Annotated in this window: 23 protein-coding genes and 2 pseudogenes; 22 read left to right on the top strand and 3 right to left on the bottom strand. The window is 39.1% G+C overall.

The genetic code is table 11. From position 1 onward, the window contains the following. Nucleotide 1 precedes the first annotated feature (1 nt). The 15 genes from VHA01S_RS17845 to VHA01S_RS10250 all read left to right on the top strand — a co-directional run bounded on the left by VHA01S_RS17845 (nucleotide 2) and on the right by VHA01S_RS10250 (nucleotide 16,428). Complete coding sequence (locus tag VHA01S_RS17845) at nucleotides 2-1,357, top strand: TraB/VirB10 family protein (RefSeq protein ID WP_023404306.1); 1,356 nt, start codon at nucleotides 2-4, stop codon at nucleotides 1,355-1,357. After that, nucleotides 1,354-1,965 carry a TraV family lipoprotein gene (locus VHA01S_RS10315; RefSeq protein ID WP_023404305.1) on the top strand — a complete coding sequence of 204 codons (612 nt, stop codon included), beginning with the start codon at nucleotides 1,354-1,356 and terminating at the stop codon, nucleotides 1,963-1,965. The genes VHA01S_RS17845 and VHA01S_RS10315 overlap by 4 nt, the downstream gene beginning before the upstream one ends. Before the next feature lie 62 nt (nucleotides 1,966-2,027). Continuing rightward, entirely contained in the window at nucleotides 2,028-2,351 is a 324-nt protein-coding gene (traA, locus tag VHA01S_RS10310; RefSeq protein WP_023404304.1) for a TraA family conjugative transfer protein, read from the top strand. Between the two features lie 13 nt (nucleotides 2,352-2,364). Beyond that, complete coding sequence (locus tag VHA01S_RS10305; protein WP_023404303.1) at nucleotides 2,365-3,090, top strand: thioredoxin domain-containing protein; 726 nt, start codon at nucleotides 2,365-2,367, stop codon at nucleotides 3,088-3,090. A gap of 10 nt (nucleotides 3,091-3,100) precedes the next feature. Then, complete coding sequence (traC, locus tag VHA01S_RS10300; RefSeq protein WP_023404302.1) at nucleotides 3,101-5,707, top strand: type IV secretion system protein TraC; 2,607 nt, start codon at nucleotides 3,101-3,103, stop codon at nucleotides 5,705-5,707. Between the two features lie 12 nt (nucleotides 5,708-5,719). Beyond that, nucleotides 5,720-6,253 (top strand): signal peptidase I, encoded by a 534-nt coding sequence (gene lepB / locus VHA01S_RS10295; protein ID WP_023404301.1) that lies wholly within the window; start codon nucleotides 5,720-5,722, stop codon nucleotides 6,251-6,253. 35 nt (nucleotides 6,254-6,288) lie between these two features. Further along, the gene (locus tag VHA01S_RS10290; protein ID WP_162891012.1) at nucleotides 6,289-7,374 is read left to right on the top strand and encodes a hypothetical protein; all 1,086 of its coding nucleotides are present in this window, start codon (nucleotides 6,289-6,291) and stop codon (nucleotides 7,372-7,374) included. Further along, on the top strand, nucleotides 7,374-8,411 hold the full coding sequence (locus VHA01S_RS10285; protein ID WP_023404299.1) for a TraU family protein: 1,038 nt from the start codon (nucleotides 7,374-7,376) through the stop codon (nucleotides 8,409-8,411). Before VHA01S_RS10290 ends, VHA01S_RS10285 begins: the two co-directional genes overlap by 1 nt. Nucleotides 8,412-8,430: 19 nt before the next feature. Continuing rightward, nucleotides 8,431-8,862, top strand: a complete 432-nt coding sequence (locus VHA01S_RS10280) for a lytic transglycosylase domain-containing protein (protein WP_023404298.1) — start codon at nucleotides 8,431-8,433, stop codon at nucleotides 8,860-8,862. A 130-nt stretch (nucleotides 8,863-8,992) separates the two neighbouring features. Continuing rightward, the gene (locus tag VHA01S_RS10275) at nucleotides 8,993-9,646 is read left to right on the top strand and encodes a hypothetical protein (RefSeq protein ID WP_023404297.1); all 654 of its coding nucleotides are present in this window, start codon (nucleotides 8,993-8,995) and stop codon (nucleotides 9,644-9,646) included. A gap of 129 nt (nucleotides 9,647-9,775) precedes the next feature. Further along, nucleotides 9,776-12,346, top strand: a complete 2,571-nt coding sequence (locus tag VHA01S_RS17840) for a hypothetical protein (protein WP_156916968.1) — start codon at nucleotides 9,776-9,778, stop codon at nucleotides 12,344-12,346. Nucleotides 12,347-12,378: 32 nt separating this feature from the next. After that, on the top strand, nucleotides 12,379-14,409 hold the full coding sequence (traN, locus tag VHA01S_RS10265) for a conjugal transfer protein TraN (protein WP_023404295.1): 2,031 nt from the start codon (nucleotides 12,379-12,381) through the stop codon (nucleotides 14,407-14,409). 62 nt (nucleotides 14,410-14,471) lie between these two features. After that, nucleotides 14,472-15,404, top strand: coding sequence for a hypothetical protein (locus VHA01S_RS10260; protein WP_023404294.1), 933 nt, complete (start codon nucleotides 14,472-14,474; stop codon nucleotides 15,402-15,404). Between the two features lie 23 nt (nucleotides 15,405-15,427). Then, complete coding sequence (locus tag VHA01S_RS17835; protein WP_023404293.1) at nucleotides 15,428-16,159, top strand: DUF2726 domain-containing protein; 732 nt, start codon at nucleotides 15,428-15,430, stop codon at nucleotides 16,157-16,159. Nucleotides 16,160-16,215: 56 nt separating this feature from the next. Beyond that, entirely contained in the window at nucleotides 16,216-16,428 is a 213-nt protein-coding gene (locus tag VHA01S_RS10250) for a hypothetical protein (protein ID WP_023404292.1), read from the top strand. Nucleotides 16,429-16,446: 18 nt separating this feature from the next. Here VHA01S_RS10250 and VHA01S_RS10245 read toward each other — a convergent pair whose 3' ends face one another. After that, on the bottom strand, nucleotides 16,447-16,986 hold the full coding sequence (locus tag VHA01S_RS10245) for a hypothetical protein (RefSeq protein ID WP_023404291.1): 540 nt from the start codon (nucleotides 16,984-16,986) through the stop codon (nucleotides 16,447-16,449). After that, the gene (locus VHA01S_RS18115; protein ID WP_023404290.1) at nucleotides 16,979-17,242 is read right to left on the bottom strand and encodes a 4Fe-4S binding protein; all 264 of its coding nucleotides are present in this window, start codon (nucleotides 17,240-17,242) and stop codon (nucleotides 16,979-16,981) included. Before VHA01S_RS18115 ends, VHA01S_RS10245 begins: the two co-directional genes overlap by 8 nt. A 425-nt stretch (nucleotides 17,243-17,667) precedes the next feature. Between VHA01S_RS18115 and VHA01S_RS10240 the strand changes: the two genes are divergently transcribed. From VHA01S_RS10240 to VHA01S_RS10230, 3 genes are read left to right on the top strand one after another with little or no spacing between them, the layout of a single operon-like run. Next, nucleotides 17,668-18,411, top strand: coding sequence for a tyrosine-type recombinase/integrase (locus VHA01S_RS10240; RefSeq protein WP_039970646.1), 744 nt, complete (start codon nucleotides 17,668-17,670; stop codon nucleotides 18,409-18,411). Next, a complete protein-coding gene (locus tag VHA01S_RS10235; protein ID WP_023404288.1) occupies nucleotides 18,412-18,702 on the top strand; it encodes a hypothetical protein in 291 nt (96 codons plus the stop codon). Nucleotides 18,703-18,713: 11 nt separating this feature from the next. After that, complete coding sequence (locus VHA01S_RS10230; RefSeq protein WP_023404287.1) at nucleotides 18,714-19,514, top strand: DsbA family protein; 801 nt, start codon at nucleotides 18,714-18,716, stop codon at nucleotides 19,512-19,514. Nucleotides 19,515-19,995: 481 nt separating this feature from the next. Here VHA01S_RS10230 and VHA01S_RS10225 read toward each other — a convergent pair. After that, a pseudogene (locus tag VHA01S_RS10225) lies at nucleotides 19,996-21,316 on the bottom strand (IS4 family transposase). 431 nt (nucleotides 21,317-21,747) lie between these two features. On the opposite strand from VHA01S_RS10225, the gene VHA01S_RS10220 reads away from it, so the two are divergent. From VHA01S_RS10220 to VHA01S_RS10200, 4 genes and pseudogenes are all read left to right on the top strand, one after another. Then, nucleotides 21,748-22,026 carry a hypothetical protein gene (locus VHA01S_RS10220; RefSeq protein ID WP_023404284.1) on the top strand — a complete coding sequence of 93 codons (279 nt, stop codon included), beginning with the start codon at nucleotides 21,748-21,750 and terminating at the stop codon, nucleotides 22,024-22,026. Between the two features lie 210 nt (nucleotides 22,027-22,236). Continuing rightward, the gene (locus tag VHA01S_RS10210) at nucleotides 22,237-23,562 is read left to right on the top strand and encodes an HlyD family secretion protein (RefSeq protein ID WP_240432785.1); all 1,326 of its coding nucleotides are present in this window, start codon (nucleotides 22,237-22,239) and stop codon (nucleotides 23,560-23,562) included. Between the two features lie 3 nt (nucleotides 23,563-23,565). Continuing rightward, nucleotides 23,566-25,719 (top strand): peptidase domain-containing ABC transporter, encoded by a 2,154-nt coding sequence (locus VHA01S_RS10205; protein ID WP_023404281.1) that lies wholly within the window; start codon nucleotides 23,566-23,568, stop codon nucleotides 25,717-25,719. Nucleotides 25,720-25,980: 261 nt separating this feature from the next. Continuing rightward, nucleotides 25,981-26,321: pseudogene (locus VHA01S_RS10200) on the top strand (transposase); the annotation flags it as partial.

Raw genomic sequence — 26,321 nt, 5'->3', positions numbered from 1 at the left:
GATGAATAAATTTTTATCGAAATATCTAACCCCTAGCCAAATGAGTAAGGCTTATATGGTCGGCGGTGCAATGATAATTATCGTTGTAGCTATTATAGCGATGGAAGCACTTGGCCCTGAGCAAGCAGTACGAAAAACTCAGCCTAAAGTTGAGAATTTAATCACAACCAAAAACGCTCGTGACTTTGGTTTAGATGCTGTGAATGACAAAGTTACCGACCTGAATAAGCAGTATTTAGCGACTAAAGAACGTGTCGATATTCTGACTGAAGAAAATAAGACACTGAAAGCTAACTCGCGTCAATCTGTCGCTCTAGCAAGAGAGTTACAGCAAGCTCTTAAAGAGATTAGTCAGTTAAAAACTCAATTAGCAGAAACCGATGCCGCTACTCAAGCAAGAGTTGAAGAACTTGTGCGCTATGAACTTGGTGAGGTTGAAGTCAATACAATTCTAGGTAGTGAACGACCTGTTGTGCCAGGGGCGGGAGCTGGTACGGAAACACTCCCTGTCCAACCTGAACGTAGAGCTGTTAAAAATGGGCAATTTTCGTATGGCGGGACGACCAACTCAAATACGTCAAGTTCAACTAAAACCCTACCAACTAGAACGTTGCCAACCAAAGAAAACCCAACAGGTGATGTTAATTATCGACCATCGAGCGGTGATAGAAGAACTGAAATACTGTTCAGCGTGATTGAAGATCCAACGGTTGAACCTGTAGTCGATGAAAACGAAATCTATTTACCTAAAGGTGCGATCTTAACTGGTGTGTTATTGACAGGTCTTGATGCACCTACCGCTTCATCAGCTCAACAAAATCCAGTTCCTTTATTGGTTCGCCTCAAGAAAGAGGCCATCTTGCCTAATTTTCATACTTTAGATGATGTAAGAGAGTGTTTTGCTCTTATGGCGGGATATGGAGATCTCAGTTCAGAGCGAGCCTTTATACGTGGCGAAGCAATTACATGTGTTAGATACGATGGACAAGTGATTGAACAGAGCTTCAAAGGTTTCGCAGTGGGTGAAGACGGCAAAAATGGTTTAAGAGGCACGTTAGTTACACGTAATTCAACAGTATTGGCCAATGCAATGATGGCGGGTTTTGCGGCGGGTATGGCTTCAATGTTTGATGTGAACCCTGTGCCAGTAATTTCAACAAGCAGTTCAGGGCAACAACAGTATCAAGATGTTTGGTCTTCAGATGCACTACAAGGTGGTGCGGCCAAAGGTGCTTCAGAGGCTATGACGAAACTTGCTGACTATTACATGAATTTAGCCGACTCAATTCACCCTGTAATTGAAATTGGTGCGGGGCGTGTGGTCGATATGGTGATCACAGAGGGGACAACATTATGATTTCATTAAATAAATTCAAGAAAATTGAGCGTTCTTTTATTGATTCAGGAGTGGGTAAGAGCATTTTGAACAATAAGAATAATCTACTTTTTTTATCACTTTCTTTTGGGTTGGTCACTGGATGTTCCATTGGTCAGAGTGAATTTAACTGTGCGTCAGGTGATGAAAACTCACTTTGTGCGAGTTCACGCACAATCTACAAAGCAAGCAACGGTGAAATGAAAGAAAACGATGAAATTATTTACGTTAGCAATGGTGAAAGAAAGAGCATAACGCTTGATGAACTCAATGAAACCAATGGCTTAGGGGTATCTTCTGAGTCGATTTCGGAAACTAAAAAAAGCGTGGGAGAATCAAATGTATCAGTACCTTTTTCCTTCAGTTATGACGGGGATGTGCTGAGAAAAGATGTAAAAGTTTTACGAATATGGGTCGCACCTTGGGTAGATACTTCGGACGACCTGCATCTATCAACGTTGGTGTATACCGACATAGAAAAGCGTAAATGGGAGGTGGGAACAATTAACAAGGAATCTCAAAGGTTGATTAAACCTCATTTGAAAAAACCTGTGTCTGTGCAGGGTTCAACTAAAACTTCTACCAAGTAGCGGCTAACTGAACAACACAGTCAAAGTAAAAATTGAAGACCAAAACCACAAGGAGATATGTTATGGGTTTTTCAAAAGTAGCAATGAATGACGATATGAAAATGCGCCTAGCCTTTTTTGCGTCACTAGCAGTTCTTACGTTCGTTATGGCGGCAATGGCTCACGCTGGCGGTGCAGATACCACGTTTGATGTATGGGTAGATGAAATGACGGCTTGGATCACTGGCTCACTTGGTAAAGGTATCGCTATTGCGTTTGTGATGGTTGGTATCGTTATGGGTGTTGTTCGTCAGTCATTGATGGCATTCGCTATCGGTGTAGGTGCTGCGCTTGGTTTGAACTACACGCCAACAATTATCGGCAACCTGTTTACTGCGATTATCTAAGGGATTCAAGGCGATGATGATGTTACTCAAGATTTTTTTAACTGTCTTTTTAGTGCAAGTTATCGCCTTTCACTCTTTAGCTAATGAAACAGCAAGTGAACAAATAAAAGCGGCTGTTAAGGTCGCGTCTAAACCGAAGAAACTACTGCACTCGAACGCTGTTGTGTTGTTTGCAAATAGTGGTGAGTCAGTAGTTGTTTCGGATAACCCTCGTTGGGTGATTAAAGGTCAGCTTTTTGATATGTGGTCAAATGTTGAAGTGAACGGCACAGCTCAATTAGAAGCATTAGAGAGAAAGTTACCACTAGATAAACTCAACGTGAATACCAAAGATGTGTTTGATTTCATAGTGAATCCATCAAAATCGCAAACCGTTACGATTTTCATAGATCCATTTGAGGAAAACACTTCACACGTAGTTTCAGTGCTATCTAAGTACGCAACGGACTATAGACTTCGATTTATTTTAACTGCGGTTGAAGCATCACACATAAACCCTTTTATTGCGCTTCAATGCGCTCACCAAAAAGTGAATGATGCAGTGATTTTAGATCAATTGATAACTCAAAACTTCAGTGATGCAAAGGCAAGTTGCGATCAGACAAAAGCAATGAACTCATATGGTTTGAGCGCATTTTTACAAATAAAAACATCGCCAACATTGGTTGCACCAAATAGTGAATTGAGTGTGGGTATGCCTAGCCAATTAATGACTTGGTTAGCTAAGAACAGCAATTAAGGAGAGTTGTATGTTTGATTATAAATTCAAAGAAAACGAGTCTAGCCGTTTGTTTAGGCCGTTAGCGTTTGATAAAGGTCACAACTTGTTCTTATGTGACGACCAAACATTAGCTTTCTCATTTATGTGTGAACCCGTGAGTGGTTGGGATGAACAAATTAATTCATCGCTAGAGTTAATGTTAAATCAAGATACTTATCCAATTGGCACAATGATTAGCTTTTCATTGTGGGCAAGTCCAGATATTCGTCACGTTATTTCAGGTTCAGATCGTTTGCGTAGAGAGTGTAAGTCGGCACTACTTAGAGAGAGCCAAAATAACGCACTTGGTTTTTTACAAAGCGGCACTAGAGAGCCGATTGAAATGATCCAACGAACTAAAGTACGTGACTTTCAGCTAATCATCACACTTAAAATGCCGCTTGCTGAAATGGATATTGCCCAAGATGAATTAACAGCTGTCTTAGCGATTCAGCGAGTTATGGAGCAACGTCTAACGAAAGCATTTTTTCAACCTAAAAAAATGACAGCGAAAATGCTTATTAACGTCATGAACGCTATGTTGAATTGGCAAGATAATGCTGAGTGGCTACAAAAACGCAATCTTCCTGTAGACGAACAAAAGACTATCAATGAGCAATTTTTACAGTATGACACTAGCGTTTTTAAACAACGAAATGGTGTTGTCTTAGGCAGTAAAGATAAGCCTACTTACGCTCGTATGCTGACGGTTAGACGTTTTCCTAGACGCACACAGGCCGGGGCGACTTTTCGTTGGTTTGGTGATCCGTTTGATGGTATGGGCTGTGTCACACAGAACTTTTTGATTACGATAAATATCAATTTTCCTGACTCACTCAAAGAAAAAGGAAAGTTAGAAACAAAGAAAAGTCACTATATCAAGCAGTCGTTTTCGGCTCTAACTCAGTTCGCACCAAAAATTAAAGATATGAAAGCTGATCTAGATTCTATTACTGAGTCCGTTGCGAACGAAGGGCGCATTACACAAGTAACTATTTCTGCCGCTGTTTTTGGTTCTAATGAAACTGAAGCTGATGATGGTTTAACCTCACTTCAAAGTTACATGAAGCAAGCAGGTTGTACGATGGTTAATGAAGATTCTTTTGCCATTCCATCATTTATCCAATTACTGCCATTTGGTGCATGTCAAAAAGCAGTGAGATATTCGCGCCGATACTTTACGTTATCATCACAGCACTTAATCCCAATACTACCAATTTTTTCTGAATGGAAAGGGACAGGCACACCGACTTTAAATTTTGTAAGTCGTACAGGCCAGATCATGAGCGTAGATCTATTTGACTCAAAGACAAATTATAACCTCAACATCTTTGCTCAAAGTGGATCAGGTAAGAGTTATCTTACGAATGAAATTATCCGTGCTTATTTATCAACAGGAAATAAAGCATGGGCCATTGATGCAGGTGAATCTTACAAAAAATTGAGTGATAGCTTAGGTGGAAAATTTACGACATTTAATTCAGATGACAAGCAATTATCTTTAAATCCATTCACCATGATACCTAAAGATGATCCTACGGCGTTTATTGACAGTTTAGAAATGCTCGGTGGATTAATCTTGGCGATGGCATTTACTAAGTCTTCACCGTCTGATTTACAAGCGTCTGAAATTGAGAGAATTTTACGTGAACTGTGGGAAATTAAACAGCACGACTTGTTGATTGATGACGTTGCTGAAGCCTGTCTACGAGAAGAAGACACTCGAATTAAAGATATAGGTAAACAATTATCACCATTTACATCTATTGGCCAGTTCGGTAAATATTTTAATAAGCCACACAATGTTGAGTTCAAAGGTGATTTTAACGTTCTTGAGCTAGACGGTTTAAGTGAAACACCTCGCTTGCAAGCGGTTGTGCTATTTATGTTGGTTGTTCAAATATCACACAGCATGTACCACGAGTTTAAACAAGATAGAAGTATCAAACGATTAGTTATCATAGATGAAGCATGGGATCTATTAGCGAACTCAAAAGCCGTTGAAGCCTTTATAGAGAAAGGGTTTCGCCGTTTTAGAAAGTACAATGGAAACGGAACATTGGTAACTCAGGGGATAGGAGATACGCAAAAGACCGATGCAGGTAAAGCAATCTCTGAAAATGCGGCTAATACCTTTATCCTTGCTCAAAAAACGTCTGCTATTACGCAAGCGGAAAAAGACGATCTTATGTCATTACCACCTGCGGGTTATCGTATGTTGCGTAAGGTTTCGACTGAGGCGGGTCACTACTCTGAAATCTTCTTTAATACATCAACAGGTATGGGTGTAGGTCGCCTTATCGTTGATCCATTCCGCAACCTAATGTACTCATCGAACCCTAAAGACAACGCTTTAATTGATTCTTATACCAACCAAGGGATAAAAATAGAAGATGCCATGAATGCGGTTGTTGCCGACAACAACATGGCAAGATTATCACTTGATAAGCCTGAGTATTTAAAAGAAGACATTTACGAGCTTGAATCCAATCATGATGCAGAGATATTGAATAATCCCGTAGTCCAAGAAGGTACTGCAATCGGAGATACTGATCCAGACGACAATGACCTAGTACCACTGCGCAGTGTGAGTTAGGAGGGTCTGAGCATGGAAGCTACTACTCAACGTCAACATCCATTATGGATACTAACAAAAATGATATGGCTCGGTATCTTCATGGTCATTGGTGCGAGCATACTTTTTCACTTAGTTGGCCAACGCTATCAAGTCGTTTTTGATACTCAAGCTGAACGTTGCATTCCTGAATATTCAGTTTATCTCGTAGATCGCTCCGTGACGACCTTTGAAAGAGGCGGAATTTACACATTCACAGCTCGAAATATGACTCCATATTTTGAAGATGGTCAACCAATAGGTAAGTACCTTGCGGGAGTCGCTGGGGATCATGTTGTTCAAAATAAACATGGCGTATTCATCAATGGCACTCAGATAGCCGATGGTAATTATGCTGCGGCAGAAAAATTAGGTGTTTCACCTGAACACTATCATAAAACCTTCGTGATACCTGAAGGTCATTTTTTCTTTGTCGGTAGTCGTACTGCACCACGTTCTTTTGATAGCCGTTACTACGGCTTGGTCAATCAAGACCAATTAGTAGGGGGCGCAAATCCATTATGGTAGCACTCACAATTAAAAAGCTCTGTCTGAGCGTCTTAATGTTTGGTCTTCTCTCCCACGAAAGGGCCATAGCGTCATATGAGCATTCAGATAGCAATGTAGCTCGCTCTATCGGCAAGGGTAAGGCGATGCTTGAAGATGGCTTTTTAGAACACCTACTATTGCAAAAAGAAGGGGTTGTAGAGACTACCGACAAAGATCCTCTCTATCTTACTGCTGAGACTTTGCATCATGTGATTTTAATCAGTGATGCAATGGGTTTAGTCGAACTGCATCAGCTATTTAAGAAGCTAGAATACCGCGATGACGTTTCCTTTGCGATTCGCGGTTTACTGCCAAATGAGAAAACTATTAATGATGTAGGTATGCGTATCTTGCACTTATTGGATGGTTTTCAGAACCTACCTCATGTAGTGCTAGATCCAAGGCCATTTGCAGAAGTCCAAGCAGTAAGCGCACCGATGATTTTAACGTATCACGGTGAAACGTTGCTGGCTTCCGCTACTGGCCTAGCAAACCCTGTGTATATGGAAAATAAGGTGCTACGAGGTGAGTTAGGCGATTTAGGAAATCATGGGTCAGTCGTTACCATATCCGAAAGGGATTTAAATGAGGTAATGAAAGAGCGTATGGCTAACTTGGATACCGATAAAATCAAAAAAGAAGCGGTAGAACGCTATTGGGAACACGCCGTGTTCTATCAGCTACCTAATGCGACTTATTCACAAGAACGTATTTTCACGCCTCTAATTACGCTGAATGAAGATATTGCGCTCGATGATGGCACGGTCTTATTCGCACAAGGGCAACAGTTCAATACATTAGAAGTAATGCCGTTCACTCAGCGTTTAGTCATTTTTGATGCGACTAATGAAGATCAAATGGCATTTGTTAAATCACTTCCTCAAACAGATTTTAAAACTACTTACGTGACTACTCGTTTCGATAGAGCATTGAAATGGGATGCTGTTAAAGCGGTTGAAAACGAACTTAATGCCCCTGTGATGCAGTTAAACCAAGAGTTAATTACAGGGTTTAATCTAATGGTTATTCCCTCTGTAATAACTGCTGATAACACCAATAAAAACTTCATCATACGAGAAGTTTTGGTAGGGGGTGAGTGATGCGCTCTTTATTGTCATTTAGCATTTTAACTGCCTTGGCTATGCCTCAATCATTTGCTGACGACACAGAACCGCATGAGCTTGGTTCTTGTGATAACGCAAACATATTATCGGCTTCAATGATCAGTGATGTTCCTTGGAATGCAATGTATCCAATTCGATTAGCCGGTACGCAAATTGGGCCATCAGGTTCAGGTGTGCCAAATGGGGCAACAAATAAGGCTTTTTGTGCTTGCCAAGATGATTTAGGTGTTTTCGTTCCTGGCTTCACTCAGTCGATGTTTGAACCTGCTCGAATTATTGAGCTGACACGCACACCAGATTGCATGATGACTCTAGGTGGTGCTGAACTTGGTATGACAAATAAGCGTCTTAGAGGAACTACGGGCTCAAATGATCAAGGTATTGGGCAAGGCGCATCAGCGGGTTTTTGGCATTACCATTATTTCAGTTATCCATTACTTTTGATGTTGGAAATGGTTGTCGCAAACCGCTGTGGTGATGGCTATTTAAGCATGGATTTACTGTATGTTTCAGAGCTTGATCCTACATGGAACGATCCAGAACTTTCTTTTTTCGCTTCGCCTGAATCTGCCATGTTTGCCAACCCTATTTCTCTTGCCGCTTGTATAGGTGATGCAAGTGCCGCCGCAGTTGGACCACCTATTGATAGCTTGTACTGGTGCGCGGGTGCATGGGGTGGCTTATATCCATTTTCAGGGTTCGTATCGAACAAAAGTTCTAACGCTTCTAAAACGAGTCTATTAGCAACTCGTTCAGTCGCAGCACTTCATAGAAGAATGTTGGCCAGACAAACCGTAGGTGACGATGCACTGTGTGAAGCACCAATATTCCCAACAATTCCTAAATCTCAATACAAGATGAACATGATGTACCCCGTACCAGAACGTAGCTCTGCGCATCAAATAGGCGCACCTGCATTGCAGTGGGGAGAATGGCGCAACATACCAAGTAAAGAAGACGCGATCTATATGCTATGGCGTTATAACGACTGTTGCACCACATATTACGATTAAGCACTGAGGGAGAATGGCCATGAAAAAACTTCTTCTAACGATTGCTCTCATTTCAACTAATGCTTCAGCTTTTTGCTTTGAAGAAGCCGGGAGAGTGTTCGATGTGAACCCTAAGTTACTGAAGGCAATTGCGTTCACAGAATCGTCAATGAACCCGTCTGCTTTTAACGATAAAAATCGAAATGGCACGGCGGATTACGGACTAATGCAGATCAATTCGACTTGGTTTGAACGACTAGAAGCTAAAGGCATATCGCGTGATGTTGTGATTAACGATCCCTGTACAAACGTTTTTGTTGGGGCATGGATATTGGCTCAAAACTTTGAAACATCAGGGGAGACTTGGCTTTCGGTTGGAGCTTATAACGCAGGATATTCAAACAGAACCGAGAAAGCTAGACAGAAATATATTGGTATTGTTCAAACAAATCTAGCAAGGCTAAACGAATGAAAATAGGGATATTAATCTGCTTATTTTTAACAGGATGCGCGGATTCAGTGATTTGCGGAGTACCGCAAAACTTTCTGATTAATGAAATAAATCAGATGGAACAAGTCAATCAATCAACGGAGAACTGATTATGGCTAAAACAGCGAAGCGTAAATATTCACGACCTGCGCTAAAAAAAACGGTCGTAGTGAACTCAGAAGCGTCTATTGATGCGATGGGAACATACGTCAATCAAACAATGTCGGCGATCTACAGCATTGATGTGATTTTGTTCTACATCGGTAGCCAAGAAGTTGCGGATGAAGCCAATCAAAAAATTGCTGAACTCTTTGAAAAGAAACTTCAGCTTTTTGATAAAGAGATAGACAAATTGCTTGCCATTGTAGATGAGAATGACATTGAAGATATTTCATACACAGAGCAGCGTTCTAAAGATTACAAAGTCTATTCGCCACTGTGCGCAACGTACCTCAAGCTCTTTAATAAGTTCGAGTTGAACACGAATCTTATTGATCGCCTCTGGCTTAACTGTGAGCTGTCTTCTTCACAGCGTAACAGTAAGGTTCTTAAACTTGGCCGTCATATGCGCAACGTTTCTAGACAGATTATCAACATGTCGAAAATTGCAAGGAAGCTGGCACAAAGTGAAGGTAAAGAAGATGAAGTGAACGCTTCAATTAAAGAACTTACCGATACCGATGCTAAAGAAACCAATATTGAAGAAACCAGTATTACAGCTGAAGAAGTACCTCAAAAAGAGGATGAAACAAAAGCCGTTGCGTAGGTATGTAGCCCTCGCAAGGGGGCGCATATGAAACTTGAATAGGGATGTGCTGTTATGTTGTTATATGATCGAATTAGAGGTTTTATAGGCCAATCAATTACGTGGCTATTACTGCTAACGACTCAAAGCATGACTGTACATCTAGCCTATGCTCAAGATGATTTTTATAATGCGGTAAATGAAGCAAATGAATATGCGAAAGAATTAAGAAACCAACGTGCTACACCAACTTTTGATGATGCGGGAAATCTAACTCACAACGGAAATATCATCTTTTCGACTGAAGAATTATCTGGTCAACAATACAACTCTTATGCTCCCGCTGATACCAACACTTACGGTAGTGACTCTAAAACATTAATGGGCGGTGAAACTGCTCAAAAAACGTATGATAAGAAGACGTTAGACACGGCTGAATCGGCGGGTGAACGTGCTTATCACATAACTAAGAGTTCATTCAACCGTCAAAAACCTGACTTATCAAACGATCCTATTTGGTCTGTAACTGACGATGTTTTTAACAATCTAGAAGAAATTGCCAGTGGTTTTGCGAACTGTGAAATTAGCACAGAGCTTGTTAGTAATGGTCGAGAAATCCACGTACCTAAATACGAAATTTGCACTAAATTACCGGCCATAGAAGCCAGTTTTACGATTAATCATGAGTACGATGTGGGGGTTATCAAGCATAGATCTGGCCCTGTTAATCTATCGCCTTGTGGATTGGGATGCTTAGAAGTTTGGTTAGGTACTATCGGAGATGACTATTGGGGCGGATATTGCTCTGTTTATGAAGAAGCTATGTCAATTGAGGTCATTCAACCACAGTCAATTACAGCGGCTACATTGGCTCGTTCTAAGTTTGATGATTATCACCAAGTCTATTTAAACGGAACAAAAGTATGGAATGGTCCAAACGAGTTGTTTCCACCTGAAACCGAAGGTTCTTGCGAACTAAATACATCATGGGATCTCAATCCAAATGTTGACTTGCTGGGTTATTTTACAGAATTGACTCCACACTCTGACTTGAACTTCCTTACTCGTACCTCTGTTACTGACGGTGGTGAAGGATATTCTCTTGTTAGAGTTCATTACAACTATGAAGATCTAATTTACAACGATGTATGGACAGACGCAGAAAAAATAGCTCAAGCGCATGAAATACAACAGCAATTAGATGATGGCTTTTGCACTGGTGAAATTCGATGCACAAACATGCCAACACTTGATGCGGAAGGATGCACGACGATTAATGGGTTAAGAGTCTGTGAATCAAATTTCGGCGATAACCCATTATCTGAACTTGGCATAAGTCCATTTTGCAAATCTGTTTCCGTGAGTTCGACATGTGATTTCAATAAAGGCGAGTGGTGTACTACAGATCTACAAGGGGTAGAGCACTGTTACGATAATACAACTGAAAACCGCAATACTTGCACGGAGTACGAAGCAAATCCTGAATGTAGTTATATTAAAACTGAGTGTGTCGAAGGAACTGATGCTGACTCTGGTAACTGTTATGTACAAGAAGACACTTATGATTGTGGTTTTACTGTAAATGAAGGTACTGAGACTGAAGAAGATGTATTGCGCTGTGATGGCCAGTTAATGTGTGTCGGTGAGGGATGTTATAGCCCTGACCGTGATCTAGCCAATACCAGTTTTGGTGAAGTCAATGCGTACATGGAAATGCTGAAATTTGCATTTGCAGATATGACTTGTGAGGGAATACCTGACCGTGCTTATGATCCCAATAATACGCCTGATGACTATTTGCCTGTTCCTACGTGTGATTATGGCTACACATATAATGTTGATGCGGATATGTGTTTAAAGCAACTCTCTTGTGCTTACTCTGAAAATGATTTTTACGCCGCTAGTCCACGAAACGGTATTCAGATCTTAACGAATAATACTGTGATTGCTGATGATAATAGTATTACGAGTTGTTCACCTATAACAATAGGATCAATCACATACACTTGTGGTGAAGCAAAGAAAAAACTCGCAACAGATACGTTCTATGAGGTTTGCGCAAATGATGCAAGGGCGATCACGCCTGAAAATTGCCCTAGTCTTCTACACGAAATCAACCCTAAAACAGGGTACTGTGAAGTGCCGCCTAGTCTATCGTGTACTGAACCTGACTATACATTAATTGGTGCGGGAACACCGTTTGATGACAGTGATGATATTTGTCTCGCGCCACAAACAGAAGCAAATTACACCTGCGGTGCAGGGTTTACTTTAGTTAATGGCCAATGTAGCCAAACTCTAACCTCGAATGTCCAATATAGCTGTCCATCGGGCTACACACAAAACGGTACTCAATGCACCAAATCTACGGTAGAAACTACAGCTCGTCCTTTAACTTGCGATCAAAGTAACTTCAATAGTGGCGTGTTCGTATGTCGTTATCAATCTCAAACCTCAACGGCTTGTTCATTTAACTGTACGCCAGATAATTACGGTGGTAACGGTAATCCTCTACCGTACTCTACTTCCATAGCAAAAACTTACGGAAGCTGTGGTCTAGGTTGGACTGCGAACGGTAGTGTCTGTGAAAGAACAGTGACCTCAACAGTTGGAGCAACATTGTATTGTCCGTCTGGATACTCTCTATCAGGGGGGTGTGTTCTCAAACCATTACAACAGCCCCGCAAGAAGTATGCGAAAGTGGTTATGAGCTTGATATAACAAAACAGTATTGTGTTAAGCAACCGCCCACAATGCCCGTAGAGTACAGTTGCCCTCCGTCTTACCCAAACTTCTTTGAAAACGAAACGGTATGTAAGAGTAATGAATACAGCCCTATTGATGGATATGAAGCACCTGCAACGCCTAGCTGCTTAACTGGATATACGTTTGATTCAGCGTCTTCAATGTGTGTTGCAGATAGTGTAGAGCCAACACTTGATTGCCCAACGGGAGGTGTTTTAAATAATGATCAGTGCCAAATAGCTGAACATACTGAATGCCGACAAGATATATACAATCATTCATCATATACAACAACGAATGGTGATTATTACTGTAGTAGAGCAAAAGATTTACGTTTCTACAGATGGGATAACCAATTTGTTTATGCGTTCTCAGAGCCATCACCAACAGGTGATATGCCTAGTGTTAAGGTCGGTAACTTTACTTATTCAGAGAATGGAAACGCCCAAAATGTGCTTACTGAAGATTGCCAATGGTTTGGTAGTCCAGGTCTATATTCGGCGTGGGAAAGTTCCATTTGTCGAACTAGCGATCCTGAAACGTATTTTGCGACAAAGAGTTGCCCGGTTGGGTACAGTCTTAATTCCTCTCAAACACAATGTATTAAAGATGATAGTAGTGTAAGCCCTACATGGACTTGTCCATCATTCCTACCTGTGTTTGATGCAACTACAAATATGTGCTCAATATCAACTACAGCAAAAAGTGAGAGTAAAGAACAACTTAATTACGATGTTACGAAGAATATATTGGAGAGTGTATTAGCTCCATTTGAAATGATGCTTTCGTTAACGACAAGTAAGGCAGTAGCGGAAGATATAGGCACACTGACGGAAGAAGAACAGGTAACACAGTCTTCCATGCAGAGTTATGTTGGTGAGCAATTTGTAGCGGCGGCTATAGAAGCTGAGCAACAAAAAGATATGGTCGCGGTTGGACAACAGCAAATTATGAGCTTAACAAGTACCTCGACCAATAGCGTAGCGGGAACAACTCAATCTGTTGTAAGTGGAAATGTAAGCTGTGAACTTTTCAAAGGTACAGCCTCAGAATGTAAGATTGCCGTGGGTGGTGTTCAAGATTGCTGTAAAAATCCAACGACTATATCACTTGGTGATTACATTGGTTTGATCAGCAAAACCTTGCAATTCGATGCCTTAACAGGACAGGTGTTTGAACTTGAGGGCTACACTGGTGCGTGGGATATAGCAAGCAATTGGACGACTGAAGCGGCTGGATCTGCGTGGAGTACCGTTAAAACAGAATTTGCGTCAGCTTTTGATATTACTCTAACAGAAAGTACAAGTGCAGCAGGGGCGGGAGGTTCGGCGGGAGTGGGCCAAGCCTTAATGTCGTATACGAACGACTTTTTAGCTGAAAGATTTGGTGAAGAACTTGCAGGTATGTTCTTCCAAACAACGGCTGAAGGAGCTGTTGCTTGGTCTGCGGAAATGGCTGCTGTCGGAAATGCACTAATGGTGGTTTATTACGCTTATCTCGCGTATGTGGTCTTTAATCTTCTCGTAAACATCATATATGAGTGTGAAGAAGCTGAGCTTGATTTAGCTATGAAGAAAGACCTTTATTCAACACACTACATTGGCTCTTATTGCAAAGATGAAGTTCTAGGAGCGTGTATAGAGAAACGACAAGTCTACTGCTCATATGATTCACCATTATCAAGAATAATGATGGAACAAGTTTACGCCCAACCTCATATGGGCCTTGATTGGGGAACACCTAAAAATCCTAACTGTACCGGCTTGGCTATAGAACAACTAGAAGATGTAGATTGGGACAACATTAATCTAGATGAATGGATGGGTATATTAATAAAAACGGGTAACTATACCGATATGATAAATATTGATGCCGATTCGCTAACAGGTAGTGGCTCTAATTTGAATTATGAAAAAGATTTAAGCCGTCAAAATGTAATTGAACGTAACGTAGAAAGAGCAAGTAATATAGATGCAGACCAAATAAGGCGCGATGCTTATGAAGATGCGTGGAATACATCATATACTATTGATGAATAGTTTGGAATATAAAAAGGTATGCTAATCTAATATTAATAGGTAATCATTAAGGGAATTAAAATATGATTAAGAATATTATTATAAGTTTTTCATTAGGTTTAATTGTTACTGGATGTTCGAGTAAGCCTGAACCCGTAGATCTCACTCAAGCAAGTGATGCTTATAATATGGCTTACGGAACGTATTTGACGCAACCGTATAGCTTCGGTGGAAGGACTTATCAAAGCCCACTTAAAGACTTCTCTCAAGATGAAGTCGAAACTATTGAGAAAGAATTTAACAAGCCAAATGGCGGAAACGCATCTGTGTTCTTTGGTGCGATTTCCATCTTAACAGGCAACTTTACTGGTGTGATCGATGTTGTAGGCGGTACAGCCGCTAACATAGCATCATCTAAACATCCAAGCTCGCGCTCTGGTTGGATTGTCAGTGTTGATGCAACACAAGCAAGTGATGGCGTACAAGCAAAACAGGTAGCAACCAAAATAATTCAAACTAAAACTATTGAATTACTTGAAAGCAAAGGTAATAAAATAGAAAAAGTGACCTTAAAAGAGAGAACAAAAAAAAGGTCAGGAACAACAGCCTATCAAATAAATGATAAAGCTATTTTTGGCATGGTTACTAACCACTATTATGATAATAAAAATGCCTTTGAATTAAATAGTGACAAAACAAAGTATGTAGTCACTGGTGATACAAACTGGTGGGGAGTACAGATTGCTAATTTTATGGTGTTCGACAAAAACTATGTTAAAGGTTATAAAGGACTTGATGGATACGAGAAATTTATAAAAGATCTTACTGCTACCTTACCCGAAAATTACAAATACTATTCATCTACTTTGCCAAGAACTCAGTTTATGGAAAATACCGATAATTCAGCGTGGAATTGCGATTGTTTTGATAAAACAATATATAGTTTAAATACTCACATAATACCATCTATATATTCTCAAGGAGAACGATACGATTTCATTCAATCTGAAAGATAAGATATAAAAAGAGGGATGACATTATGCAGGTTGAAAAAGCATTAGACTTACTAAGTAGTCAAAATCTAATCTACTTATTATTTGCATTACTTATGTTTACAGGTGTCGTATTCTTAATGAATACAGTATCAGCATTTAAACATAAATATAAGCCAATATCTAACTTGAATACCAAGACGGAGCAGAAATTCTACTTGGTATTAAAAAGCATGTTCAATGGTCATCAATTTGATATAGCTCAAAAAGTAAGATTAGCGGATATTATTTTACCTAGAAACCCTAAAGACATTACATCATTCAATAAAATCTCTCGTAAACATATTGATTTTGTTATTACTGACAGCAAAACAAGTAAAATATTATGTGCAATAGAGTTGGATGATAGATCACATTTAACACCAAGCGCGTTAAAACGAGATAAAGTAAAAAATATAGCTTTAAAGAGTGCGGGAGTCACATTTTTTAGGGTTAAGACAGGTACAAACTACAGTCAACAAATTAACATGATATTAGCTGACCTATCAAATTCATCAATAGGATATAAGAAAGAAAAGAGAACTAAAAGTAATATGGGTAGTAGTTGCCCTAATTGTAATTCGATAGATTATAAAAAAATAAACATGAAATGGCCAAATAAAGGAAAATCGTACTTTGAATGTAGTGACTGTTCATTTACGACTGTACCAATAACTGAAAATCAGCTAAAGGCTAAAGATTCACCTTGGTACAATCCTAAGTTATTTAGAAAGAATTAATAGTTTTAACCTCCGCCTTGAACTATATTTTCACCTGTATGGTTCAAGGTTTTTTTATGATCATTGCATACCGAAAAGACACTCGATATTACGCACTATCTTTGGAACGAGATATGTTCAATTGGTGTGTTTGTAAAAGCTATGGCGGGACGTATGGACGCGCTGAACATAGACGTAAGAAGCCATTTGATGATTTTAGCAGTGCTTTTGATTACTTCGAGTCTGAGCACGAAAGAAGATTAAAAAGAGGTTATCATATCATTGAATAACCCCTTATAACTTTCTGCCTAGTTTACCGCATAAAGTGTAGACTTTACGTTATCCATAAATTCTTCTGAGTTTTTAGAGTAACCATATATAGAGCTATCTACATGAACTGTATTATCATCTACATATATAAATTTTCTAGTTTCACCTAAACCTTTTGTATCGTATGTTTCAAGAACTTTACCAGTATTACTGTAAACTATAGTCACTTCTGTTCCTGCTATATCATCTAACTCTCCATCACCTAATGATTTTCTTGTGATAACTGCACGATTAAAATCAATAGCAATATTATCTCTCTCGCGGACTACAGATGAAACAAGAGTATTATTAGTAGTTGCTATATAATTGGAAATAATCTGATTATCATCATATATATCCCCACTGTTAAATCTAATTAAAGTACTATGATCACTCTTTATTATTTGAGTACCATCAGAAAAAAATGTCAAACCATTTTCTAATGAAGACAACGGTTGAGCTTGTACTCCTGTACCTAAAATTCCAATACTCAACATTGGAGCTAGTATTGAAAGTTTAATTAAATCTCTTCTATTCATTTTGACACCTCAAATCATTATTTGAATTAACGTACATTTCATCGATAGCTGAAACAGGGCACACAGCTAAGCATTTTGCACAACATATACAACTCTCATGTATATAAATCACATGAACGGTACCGCCAGGTCCAACTCCTACCGTCTCATCTCTAATAGCATTAACAGGACATATTGGTTCACAATTACGACATTGAATACATTTTTGTTGATGAATTTGATAGCATGAATTATTCCAAAGTGGAGAATCATCCATTTTAATATCTCCTTCTAGACTAAAAATAAATAATTCTCATTAATCATACACAGTAGATACATTTACGTCGTAAATACCACTGTAACAAACCCATACAAAGTGTAAGGTTATGCAACTACGTTTGTATTACCACTATAAATGCACTACGTGACAGCGTAACACTATTGCTATCTTATAATGCGCCAACACAACTTGTTATTAATATGAATAAGCATAGAATAAAGTTAAAAACTACATAGTTTTTAACGTAAACTTGCTATAATAATCAGTATGCGCGTGTCGTAAGATACTGATTATTAAGGGTTTGGTGTTTTAGCTAAGATTGAGTTTGGAAATTCCAAAATGATGATAATTTAAAGGCTAAACAAGTTATCCACTAATTCTGTGTATAACTTAACCAAGCAAGTAGACATTAGAGAGTGATGATGAGGCGAATTAACCCAAGAGTTGACGCTAACCTGATCGGTGGTAGAAATTTCGATTCAATAGCACCCAAGAAAAAGAGAAAAACGGCTTCAATGCCGCCTGAGTCGGTCAAGGACGCAAATCGTATTTTGGACGCTCTCTATGAGCGAAGTCCAATACTAAGTTTATGCTGTCAAATGTCAGCTCTAACAGGCTTACGTTACAGCGACTCAACATGGTTACGATACGATGATTTTTACGATAGCTACGGGAACTTTAAAGATTCTGTAGCTGTGGTTCAGCAAAAGCCCTTCAACATGAGAATGGGTCGAAAAGATAGTGAGTTTAGTGCAGAAAAAGAAAGAAATGCACTTAGGAAGTCGATTGTCACGCTATACACTACTAATGAGATCAAAAAAATTGTCGATGAAACACGCTTGTTCTCAGGCGGTTCAGATTTTCTTTTTGCTAATGCAAGAAGTAAAACAACAGACGAATTTGGCGGTGTAATTACTCGCCCCATGCACATAGTTTCAGCGGATAGACACCACTCCGCAGTGCAAGATGACCTTCAACTAAAGTTCAAACTTGGGACACACAGCTGGCGTAAGTTCTTCGCATTGCAATTAGTAAGAAGTGGTACAACGATTGAAAAGATTAGAGATTTATTGGGCCAAACGAGCTTAGTAAGTACCGATAAATACTTGCATTCATTCACTCACGAACTACGAGCGGAGGTGCAAAAAATCAGCTTGGAGTCATAAATGAACAAAAATTCAGCACCTTCACCTGAAGCAATGGCCGAAGCAAAGCGACTACTAGATCAGCTAGTCGATTTTGCACTTGCGAACAATATTCCCGTTATAGGGTTATTGGACGCAACAATAACTGACGAAAAACTGTATTTCTTTGATAGTGGTTGCGATGTGATTGCAGAGCAATCAGCTCTAGTAAGAGTCTTAAATGAATCCAGGGGTGATCTTGCTAACTTTCTTATAAATGTAAGCAAACTCAAAGGCTTGGATTCGGACGGTTCTAAAACAATTTATCATTAAAGGGATTTACTATGACAAATACAAACAGAATTTACTTAGGCATTGGTATCGCACTTGCTGGACTTACGGTAAGCAACATATATTTATACTCTCAACTCAGTAGCATGGAAAACACTTACGCAAGTAAACAATCGGTGGCTGCTGTAGCCGATTCTATTGTTACCATCGAACAGTCGAATAATCACAGCATTGGCGATTTTAACAAACAGCTCATGGATAACCCTGAAACGATTGTCAAATCACTTGCGAAGTATCGCTTTGAGCAAGACCAAATTAAACAACACGAAAAATCAAGAGCGATTCAAACTTTAACCGGTGCGCTATACAACGATGCTAACGATCCAGTAATGGGCAATCCCAACGGCAAGCACGTAATTGTTGAGTTTGTAGATTACAACTGCGGTTACTGCAAACGCCTGTCTCCAACGCTTGAAGAATTTTTATCTAAGAACCCTGAAGGTAAAGTTATCGTAAAAGAGTATCCCATTTTTCAGAACCAACCGACCTCGGCTTATGCTGCGATCATGGGTATAGCATTGTTCTACACGGATTCTGAAAAGTACCATCAATTTCACAATGCACTTATGGGAGCTAGACAGCTCTCTAAAGAGTTTATCGACTCAACCATTGTTGGCCTTGGTGTAGATCTCAATACGGTTAATGCTCAAGCCGAAAAAGCAAGAGCGCAAGTAGCCAAAACCAGAACATTAGGTGCTCAACTTGAAGTAACAGGAACACCAACTTTGTTCATTAATGGCCAGAAGTTGCACGGTGGTTACAGTGCAGATCAGCTAATTGCTATGTTTAATTAGTTGCGGTTTATTCTGTTTCAACTCTAGTGACAGTGTCACTCATTAGTGATGGTCGGATTACATTGTTAAAGTACACATTGTATACATTATGTTGAATATCGAATAACATTCAATTGCGCCTATCTCAGCAAAAAATCCAGTGTGGGCTCTCAGCCCTTTGCTAATAATAGCTCTAGTAGCCCTCTTAAACGCGAACAATGACAAAGTCGTACGACAGAATCCCTTGGTGATCACACACCACCAGTTGGTGTTGTAACTCATAATTGGACAATTCTGTGTCAGGTATATTACTAAATTAGGATAAAACGGATTAACTGAGGTATGGCAAAGTAACGCCCGCTTAAGTGGCGAGCAACGTGCGCTAAAATATAGCGCAGCGAAATGAGCACGCGTTCGCGAGTCCGACTTGAAGCGTTTGTTAAGATTCTTTGTACCAATAGTCTCCACCTTTTGAAATGATGTCGTCTTGTAGTAATGCCAGTCAGTTAAGCCGACTGGCATTTTTTCTATTTGTAGCATATTTCTTTGGTTTCAGTTTCACCCAGCGTGGGTAACGCCTATCTTCCCGTCGTGCGGGCAACATAAACAACGATATTTATTGAAGTAACTGTTTGTAATACTTAGGTAAATTACCTGGGCTAGTCAATGGCAGTGTGGCAAAATATTGAGTGACCGCCATTGCGCTACTTGTAAAGCTCAATTGATTTGGCTAGTCGCTCTGATGCTTTTGTCATGACCTGTCTTATCAGATTATAAGCCAACAAAATCCCCCATAGCTCTTGTTTAACCATGTCTGGACGCTTGCTACGCAATGTATATTCGCTGTCGAGCAGCGTTTGTTTCATTTCCCTATACCCTAGCTCTATTTCCCAGCGATATCGATAGAGCTCAACAATCTCTTCACTTGGAAATCTTAGTCCATCCCGCATTGAGGTAAGCACCTGATATTTTTTACCTTTGATAGTCTTAGACACTAACCTCGCTTCAATAAATTCAGGAAGTTCGTCAAACTTTTTCCTTGCCTGAGGCATTGTTTTAATTGCCACGATAGCGTCATTTCTGTTGTATCTATGAACAACTTCGCATTGAAAGTCATTCCTAATAGGAAGCATCCAATGCCTTTCTTACCCTGTTTTATTCCATTTATGAAGCAGCCCTGTAGAGTAGTACCCTTTATCGAAAATTGTCAGGGAGTGATCTGGAGTTTGCTCAATAAGCTCTTCCGCAAGGCGCATTTCATTGGTGCGATAGTCTGAAAAAATGCTATCAACTAATTGATGGCTTGTCAGTTCCATCAAGCAAACCATTCGGACCTTAGGGTAGATATTTTCTGCTCCACCATTATGTTGGGCTTTAAACTCTTGATGATTTTCGGGAGTATCTATCGTTCTCCAAACAACGCCGTCAACGGCAAGCAAATTTAATCCACACCATTTTTCAAAGCTAGAAGTTTTGTAGCTTTGAGCTGCCATCGCCTTAAATACTTGTTTAACCCCTTCTTCGCCAAGCCGCTGCCTTGCTTGAACGACAGCACTTGGAGCAACAAAGCGCTGTTTGTCTGGTAGGACAATATCGAGTTGGTTAGCTATGTCCCAAACTGATTGCTGACGAAAAAGGCTCATACCAACAACAGACCAAAGCAAGGCCTCAAGAGGTAACCGTCGTCTTCGAACCGTTGCTACACCTGCTTTCTCAAAGCCTTGCTGAATAAGCTCTGGACTAAGAATATAAGAGTATCTATCAAAGTGATGGAAGGTATTACATGACTTAAAGGTAGTGGCTAGTTGGATTTCTAGAGACATAAAAAATCCGATATTAATTTCCTAATATCGTATTTTGAAGCAATTTAAAGATCGGTCAAATGATCTGAAAAATTTCTTAACTGATCGGCATTACTCCTTTAAGAGTTCATTATTAGATCATAAAATTAACGGAATTGGTATTATCGACTAACTCTTTGTTCAGGTTATTAATATGATTCTGTCGCAAAGTTATATTGAACTACGGGAATAATACCATATTCATATATTTCGGGCTTAACTTCATTTCAGTAGGTATATTTACTGCACCGTGTGAATGGTGATGCATATTAAATGGTAGATTTAATAGTAAAGCATAATCTCATGCATGCATATCGATTTGATTTAGTTCACAACATCCACCTTATTCTTTGAAACAAACACTTGCAGAATGTTACTAATATATGTGCTTTATTAACAAAAAGGAGATAAAAATGAAGCAATTAACAAAGTTTGAAGTAAATAAAATATCTGGAGGCCGCGAGGCAGAAGGAGCCTACAATACTCATGGCCCAGATAGAACCAGAGCACAAGCCATGCGTGAGAATAATCCCGGTGATACTGATAAACTTCGTTCAGATTTGCGTAATACTGGCTTGGCTTTAACCGCCATTGGTGCTGTAGTCCCAGGAGTTCCTGGACGTATAGTTGGTGCGGTAGGTGCTGGAACTGCACTCGCTGGAGGATGGGAAAGAAATGGTGGAAATCACTGATGACTTTCAAAAACACGGAATTGCTTGGTAGAATTATAAAGTCGAGTTTATTAATAGCGACATTTTATAGATATCACAATACTGAGTTTGTTACTTTAATTGCACTATGTGTAGTTTATTTTAGCGTTGACGAGCTTATTCTATCTAAACGATTAAGTGCGATTGAACAACATTTAAATTTAAAGAAATAAAACCTCCACGGGCTTGCCCGTGGAAAATTTCAATGGAACCATCAAAGCGTTCCATTATATGATTGGTAAAATCAAATCTATGCAGAGAAATAAAGGACTATATCGAGCTGAATACTTTAAAGAAAAAAGTACAAATAATAGTGGTGATATACTAATTGTCTCTTCCTTTAATCAGAATATTTTTCTCTTTTTCTCAGTACTTATTCTAATTTTCATTGTTTCCTTTGTAGCGCTAGGTGAATACACTAAGCGCGATACATTGACTGGTATCGTTAGCCCTATCGGGGGGATGGTTAAAGTTAAGTCCAATGACTTTGGCTATATCAACAAAATATTTGTCAAGGAGGGTGACAAGGTAAATAACCTAACCCCTCTCTATAAAATAAAAACCGAGCGATTTGATAGTTCTGGTATTGGGACTAAAGAAAGGATACTGGCTTCTATTGAGAAACAGCATCAATTGCTTGTAGAGCGTAAATCACAAGAATCACATAAAGCTACGTTAGAACATGAAGCTGTAACAGAGGATATAGAACGCTTAGATATAGAAATAGGGATTTTGAAGAATGTACTTGAATTATCTAAACAAGAGCTGAAATTAGCAAATAATTTATTAAGAAAGCAAAAAAAATTACTTGATAAAAACTATTTGTCAGAAGTCGAATATCAAAAGCAACAATTGGATTTTCTGTCTAAGCAATCTAACGTTGAAAGTCACAATTTGAGCCTTCAAAGGTTAGTGAGGGAGAGGCGAAACTTGATCACTACCCGTAAAAATTTCGATATTAATTTAAAAATAACTCTTAAAAACCTCGATAGTCAACTTGAAGTAATAACACAAAATAAGGTGGAGTTTTTATCCCACGGTGACAGTCAAGTTCGCTCTCCTACTAAAGGCATTGTAACGTCAATATTAATCGAAAAAGGGCATTCCGTTAGTGAGGGACAAATTTTACTCATAATTGTTCCAGAAAGTAATGATACCTTTGTTGAGCTATATGCTTCGAGTCGTAATATCGGATTCATGAAAGTGGGACAAAAAGTGAGGCTACGATTTGATGCTTTCCCCTATGAAAAATTTGGAACTAAGATAGGTGTCATTGATAGCATTTCAAAGTCAGCAGTAGCTCCTGACATGATCGACAACCAACGATTAATAAAAAATCATATGGTAGAAGGCTTGTATCAAATCAGAGTAAAGCTATCCAAGCCAACTATCACAGTATATGGACGAGAAGAACCACTCATTTCAGGCATGATGGTGACAGCAGATGTAGAGCTTGATACTCGGAAAATTTATGAGTGGATATTAGAGCCGCTGTACACCATTAAAGGGAAGATCTAACGCGTGAGAATAGATAGTAAATTAGATTGGGGATGGGGCAAAAAATTAACTTTAGTGCGCCAAACTGAAAATGCAGAATGTGGTGTTGCTTGTTTAGCCATGGTCGCAGACTGGCATGGATACAAAGTTAATTTAAGATGTTTAAGGGAGATGTTTGGAACTACTCAACACGGCATGTCGCTTTCTAGGGTCATGGAGTGTGCTGAAGAGATAAAGCTCTCAGGGAGAGCTCTCCAACTCGAACTTGATGAACTAAAAAAATTAAACACGCCTTGCATTCTTCATTGGGATTTAAATCATTTCGTAGTACTTAAATCTGTTACAGGAAAAAAAGTTGTTATTCATGATCCTGCTAACGGAGTAATGCACCTAACTTTAAGTGATGTCAACAAAAAATTCACTGGTATAGCACTTGAGCTATCACCTACTCACGAATTCAAAGAGAAAGATGTAAAAGAAAAAATTAAAATTTCGACATTAATTGGTAATACTATTGGTCTGAAATTATCTTTATTTAAAATATTTATTCTTGCTCTAGTTTTAGAGTTTCTCGCTTTACTCATTCCAATGCTTAACCAGATAGTTATTGATGAAGTGCTCGTCGGCTATGATGAAAATTTACTAATCTTAATCATTTTATCTATGCTTCTTATTGTTGCTACTCAAACTCTAATCGGTTTAGCAAAGGAGTGGGCCACCATCACTTTGTCTGTAAATTTCAATATGCAATGGACCGCAAATATCTTTTATCACTTATTTCGATTGCCAATTGAATGGTTTGAAAAACGAAATATAGGTGGTATTAATGCCAAGTTTTCTGCAATTAGTACTATTCAAAACACACTCACAACTGGGCTAATACAAGCTCTACTTGATACGATTCTTGTACTAGGAACACTAACAGTAATGCTCATTTATAGCCCAATGCTTTCATTCGTCGCCATTATCGCTGCCCTAGTATATATATTATTGCGTTGCGCATGGTTCAATACATTTAAGCATGCCGAAGAAAATACTTGGGAATCACATGCTAGAGAAAATAGTTACTTTTTAGAAACTGTCAGAGGAGTCTTAAGCTTACGAGTTAATGGAACACTACCGTGGCGTGAGTCTGTTTGGAAAAATTTAAATATCAGCCGGAGAAATGCTCAACTTCATGAATTGAAGCTAAAAATGATTTACAACACAATCAATGTTAGTGTGATCAGTATAGTTTCTGCAACGGTGCTTTGGCTTGGCGCAAACTTAGTATTAAGTGAACAATTTTCCATTGGAATGCTTGTGGCTTTTTTGTCTTATCAAGGACGTTTTTCTGGGAGTATTAGTTCATTAATTAATATATTTTTCGAATACAAAATGCTTTCTGTATACAGTGAGAGACTAGCAGATATCGTATTAACACAAAAAGAAGCGAGTAGTAGACAAAACTTGATGCAGATAAAACAAGAAAAAGTGGATAAAAGCAGTGAGTGTATAAATGTATGTAACCTCTCTTTCTCCTATGGTGTATCCGAACCTCTTTTATTAGAAAAAGCTTCATTTCAGCTGAATCAAGGAGAGGTTGTTGCGCTTGTTGGTCCTTCTGGGGAAGGAAAGTCCACCATTTTAAAATTGTTGCTTGGTCTTTACGAGCCAACATCCGGAAGCATAGAGTATTTTGGTTCTTCTAAGCTTTCAATTAAAGAAATAAGGATGCGTATAGGCGCTGTTTGTCAGGAAGACCAATTATTTAGTGGCTCCATCATTGATAATATAACCTTTTGGAGTACAGATATTGATGAGGAATGGCTAGTTTATTGCACTAAAAGAGCTCACATACATGAGGATATAGAACGCTTAAATATGGGGTATCACACTCTAATAGGAGAAATGGGTTCTAGTCTATCTGCAGGTCAAAAGCAACGCATATTAATCGCGCGAGCATTATATAAGAAACCAGCTTGTTTGATCCTAGACGAAGCAACTAGTAGCTTAGATATAGAAACCGAATCATTGATTTGCAAGACGTTAAGAGATACAGGCTTACCTATACTCATGATCGCTCATCGTCCAAAGATGATTGCAACTGCAGATAGGGTTCTTCTCCTAAAAAGTGGGGAAATTTCGGAAATCACTAACCCTTACACTAAAGAGCTCTATAAACCACACAATTCATAGAGATAGAAGAAATTCAACAAAAGCACGGAGTGACTCAACTACTATCGAGTCACCGATAAATTTGATGATATCATTGAATATTACCTCAGTAGAGACTGTCCTAAATTCTGTGTAATTGCCTAAACTAAGCCTTAAAGGCTAAGGATAGGCAATATGAATAAGAAAGAACTTGAAGCTTTCGCTAAGGAAGGGTAATCCCCCCACAAAGTAACAGCATGCAAAAGTAGAATTTTCTCGTATAGTTAATACAGGAGATTCGATATGAAAAAATCACGTTACACGGACAGTCAGATCTTAGCGATCTTAAAGCAAGCTGAAGCTGGAACACCGATCCCTGAGCTTTGCCGAGAGCATGGAATGAGCACAGCTAGCTTCTACAAGTGGCGTTCAAAATATGGCGGCATGGATGCGTCATTAATGGCGCGTATGAAAGAGTTAGAAGATGAAAATCGACGACTGAAGAAGATGTATGCAGAGGAGCGCCTCAAAGCCGAAGTGATCTCTGAAGCTATGGCAAAAAAGTGGTAAATCCCTGTGAGCGTCGTTTAATGGCTCAGTATTCGGTGGCGAATAAACACATTAGTATTAGAAAGGCTTGTCAC

This window comes from Vibrio halioticoli NBRC 102217 (assembly GCF_000496695.1).
In the GTDB taxonomy this organism is placed as follows: Bacteria; Pseudomonadota; Gammaproteobacteria; order Enterobacterales; family Vibrionaceae; genus Vibrio; species Vibrio halioticoli.
This window is presented reverse-complemented; position numbering and strand designations above follow the sequence as displayed.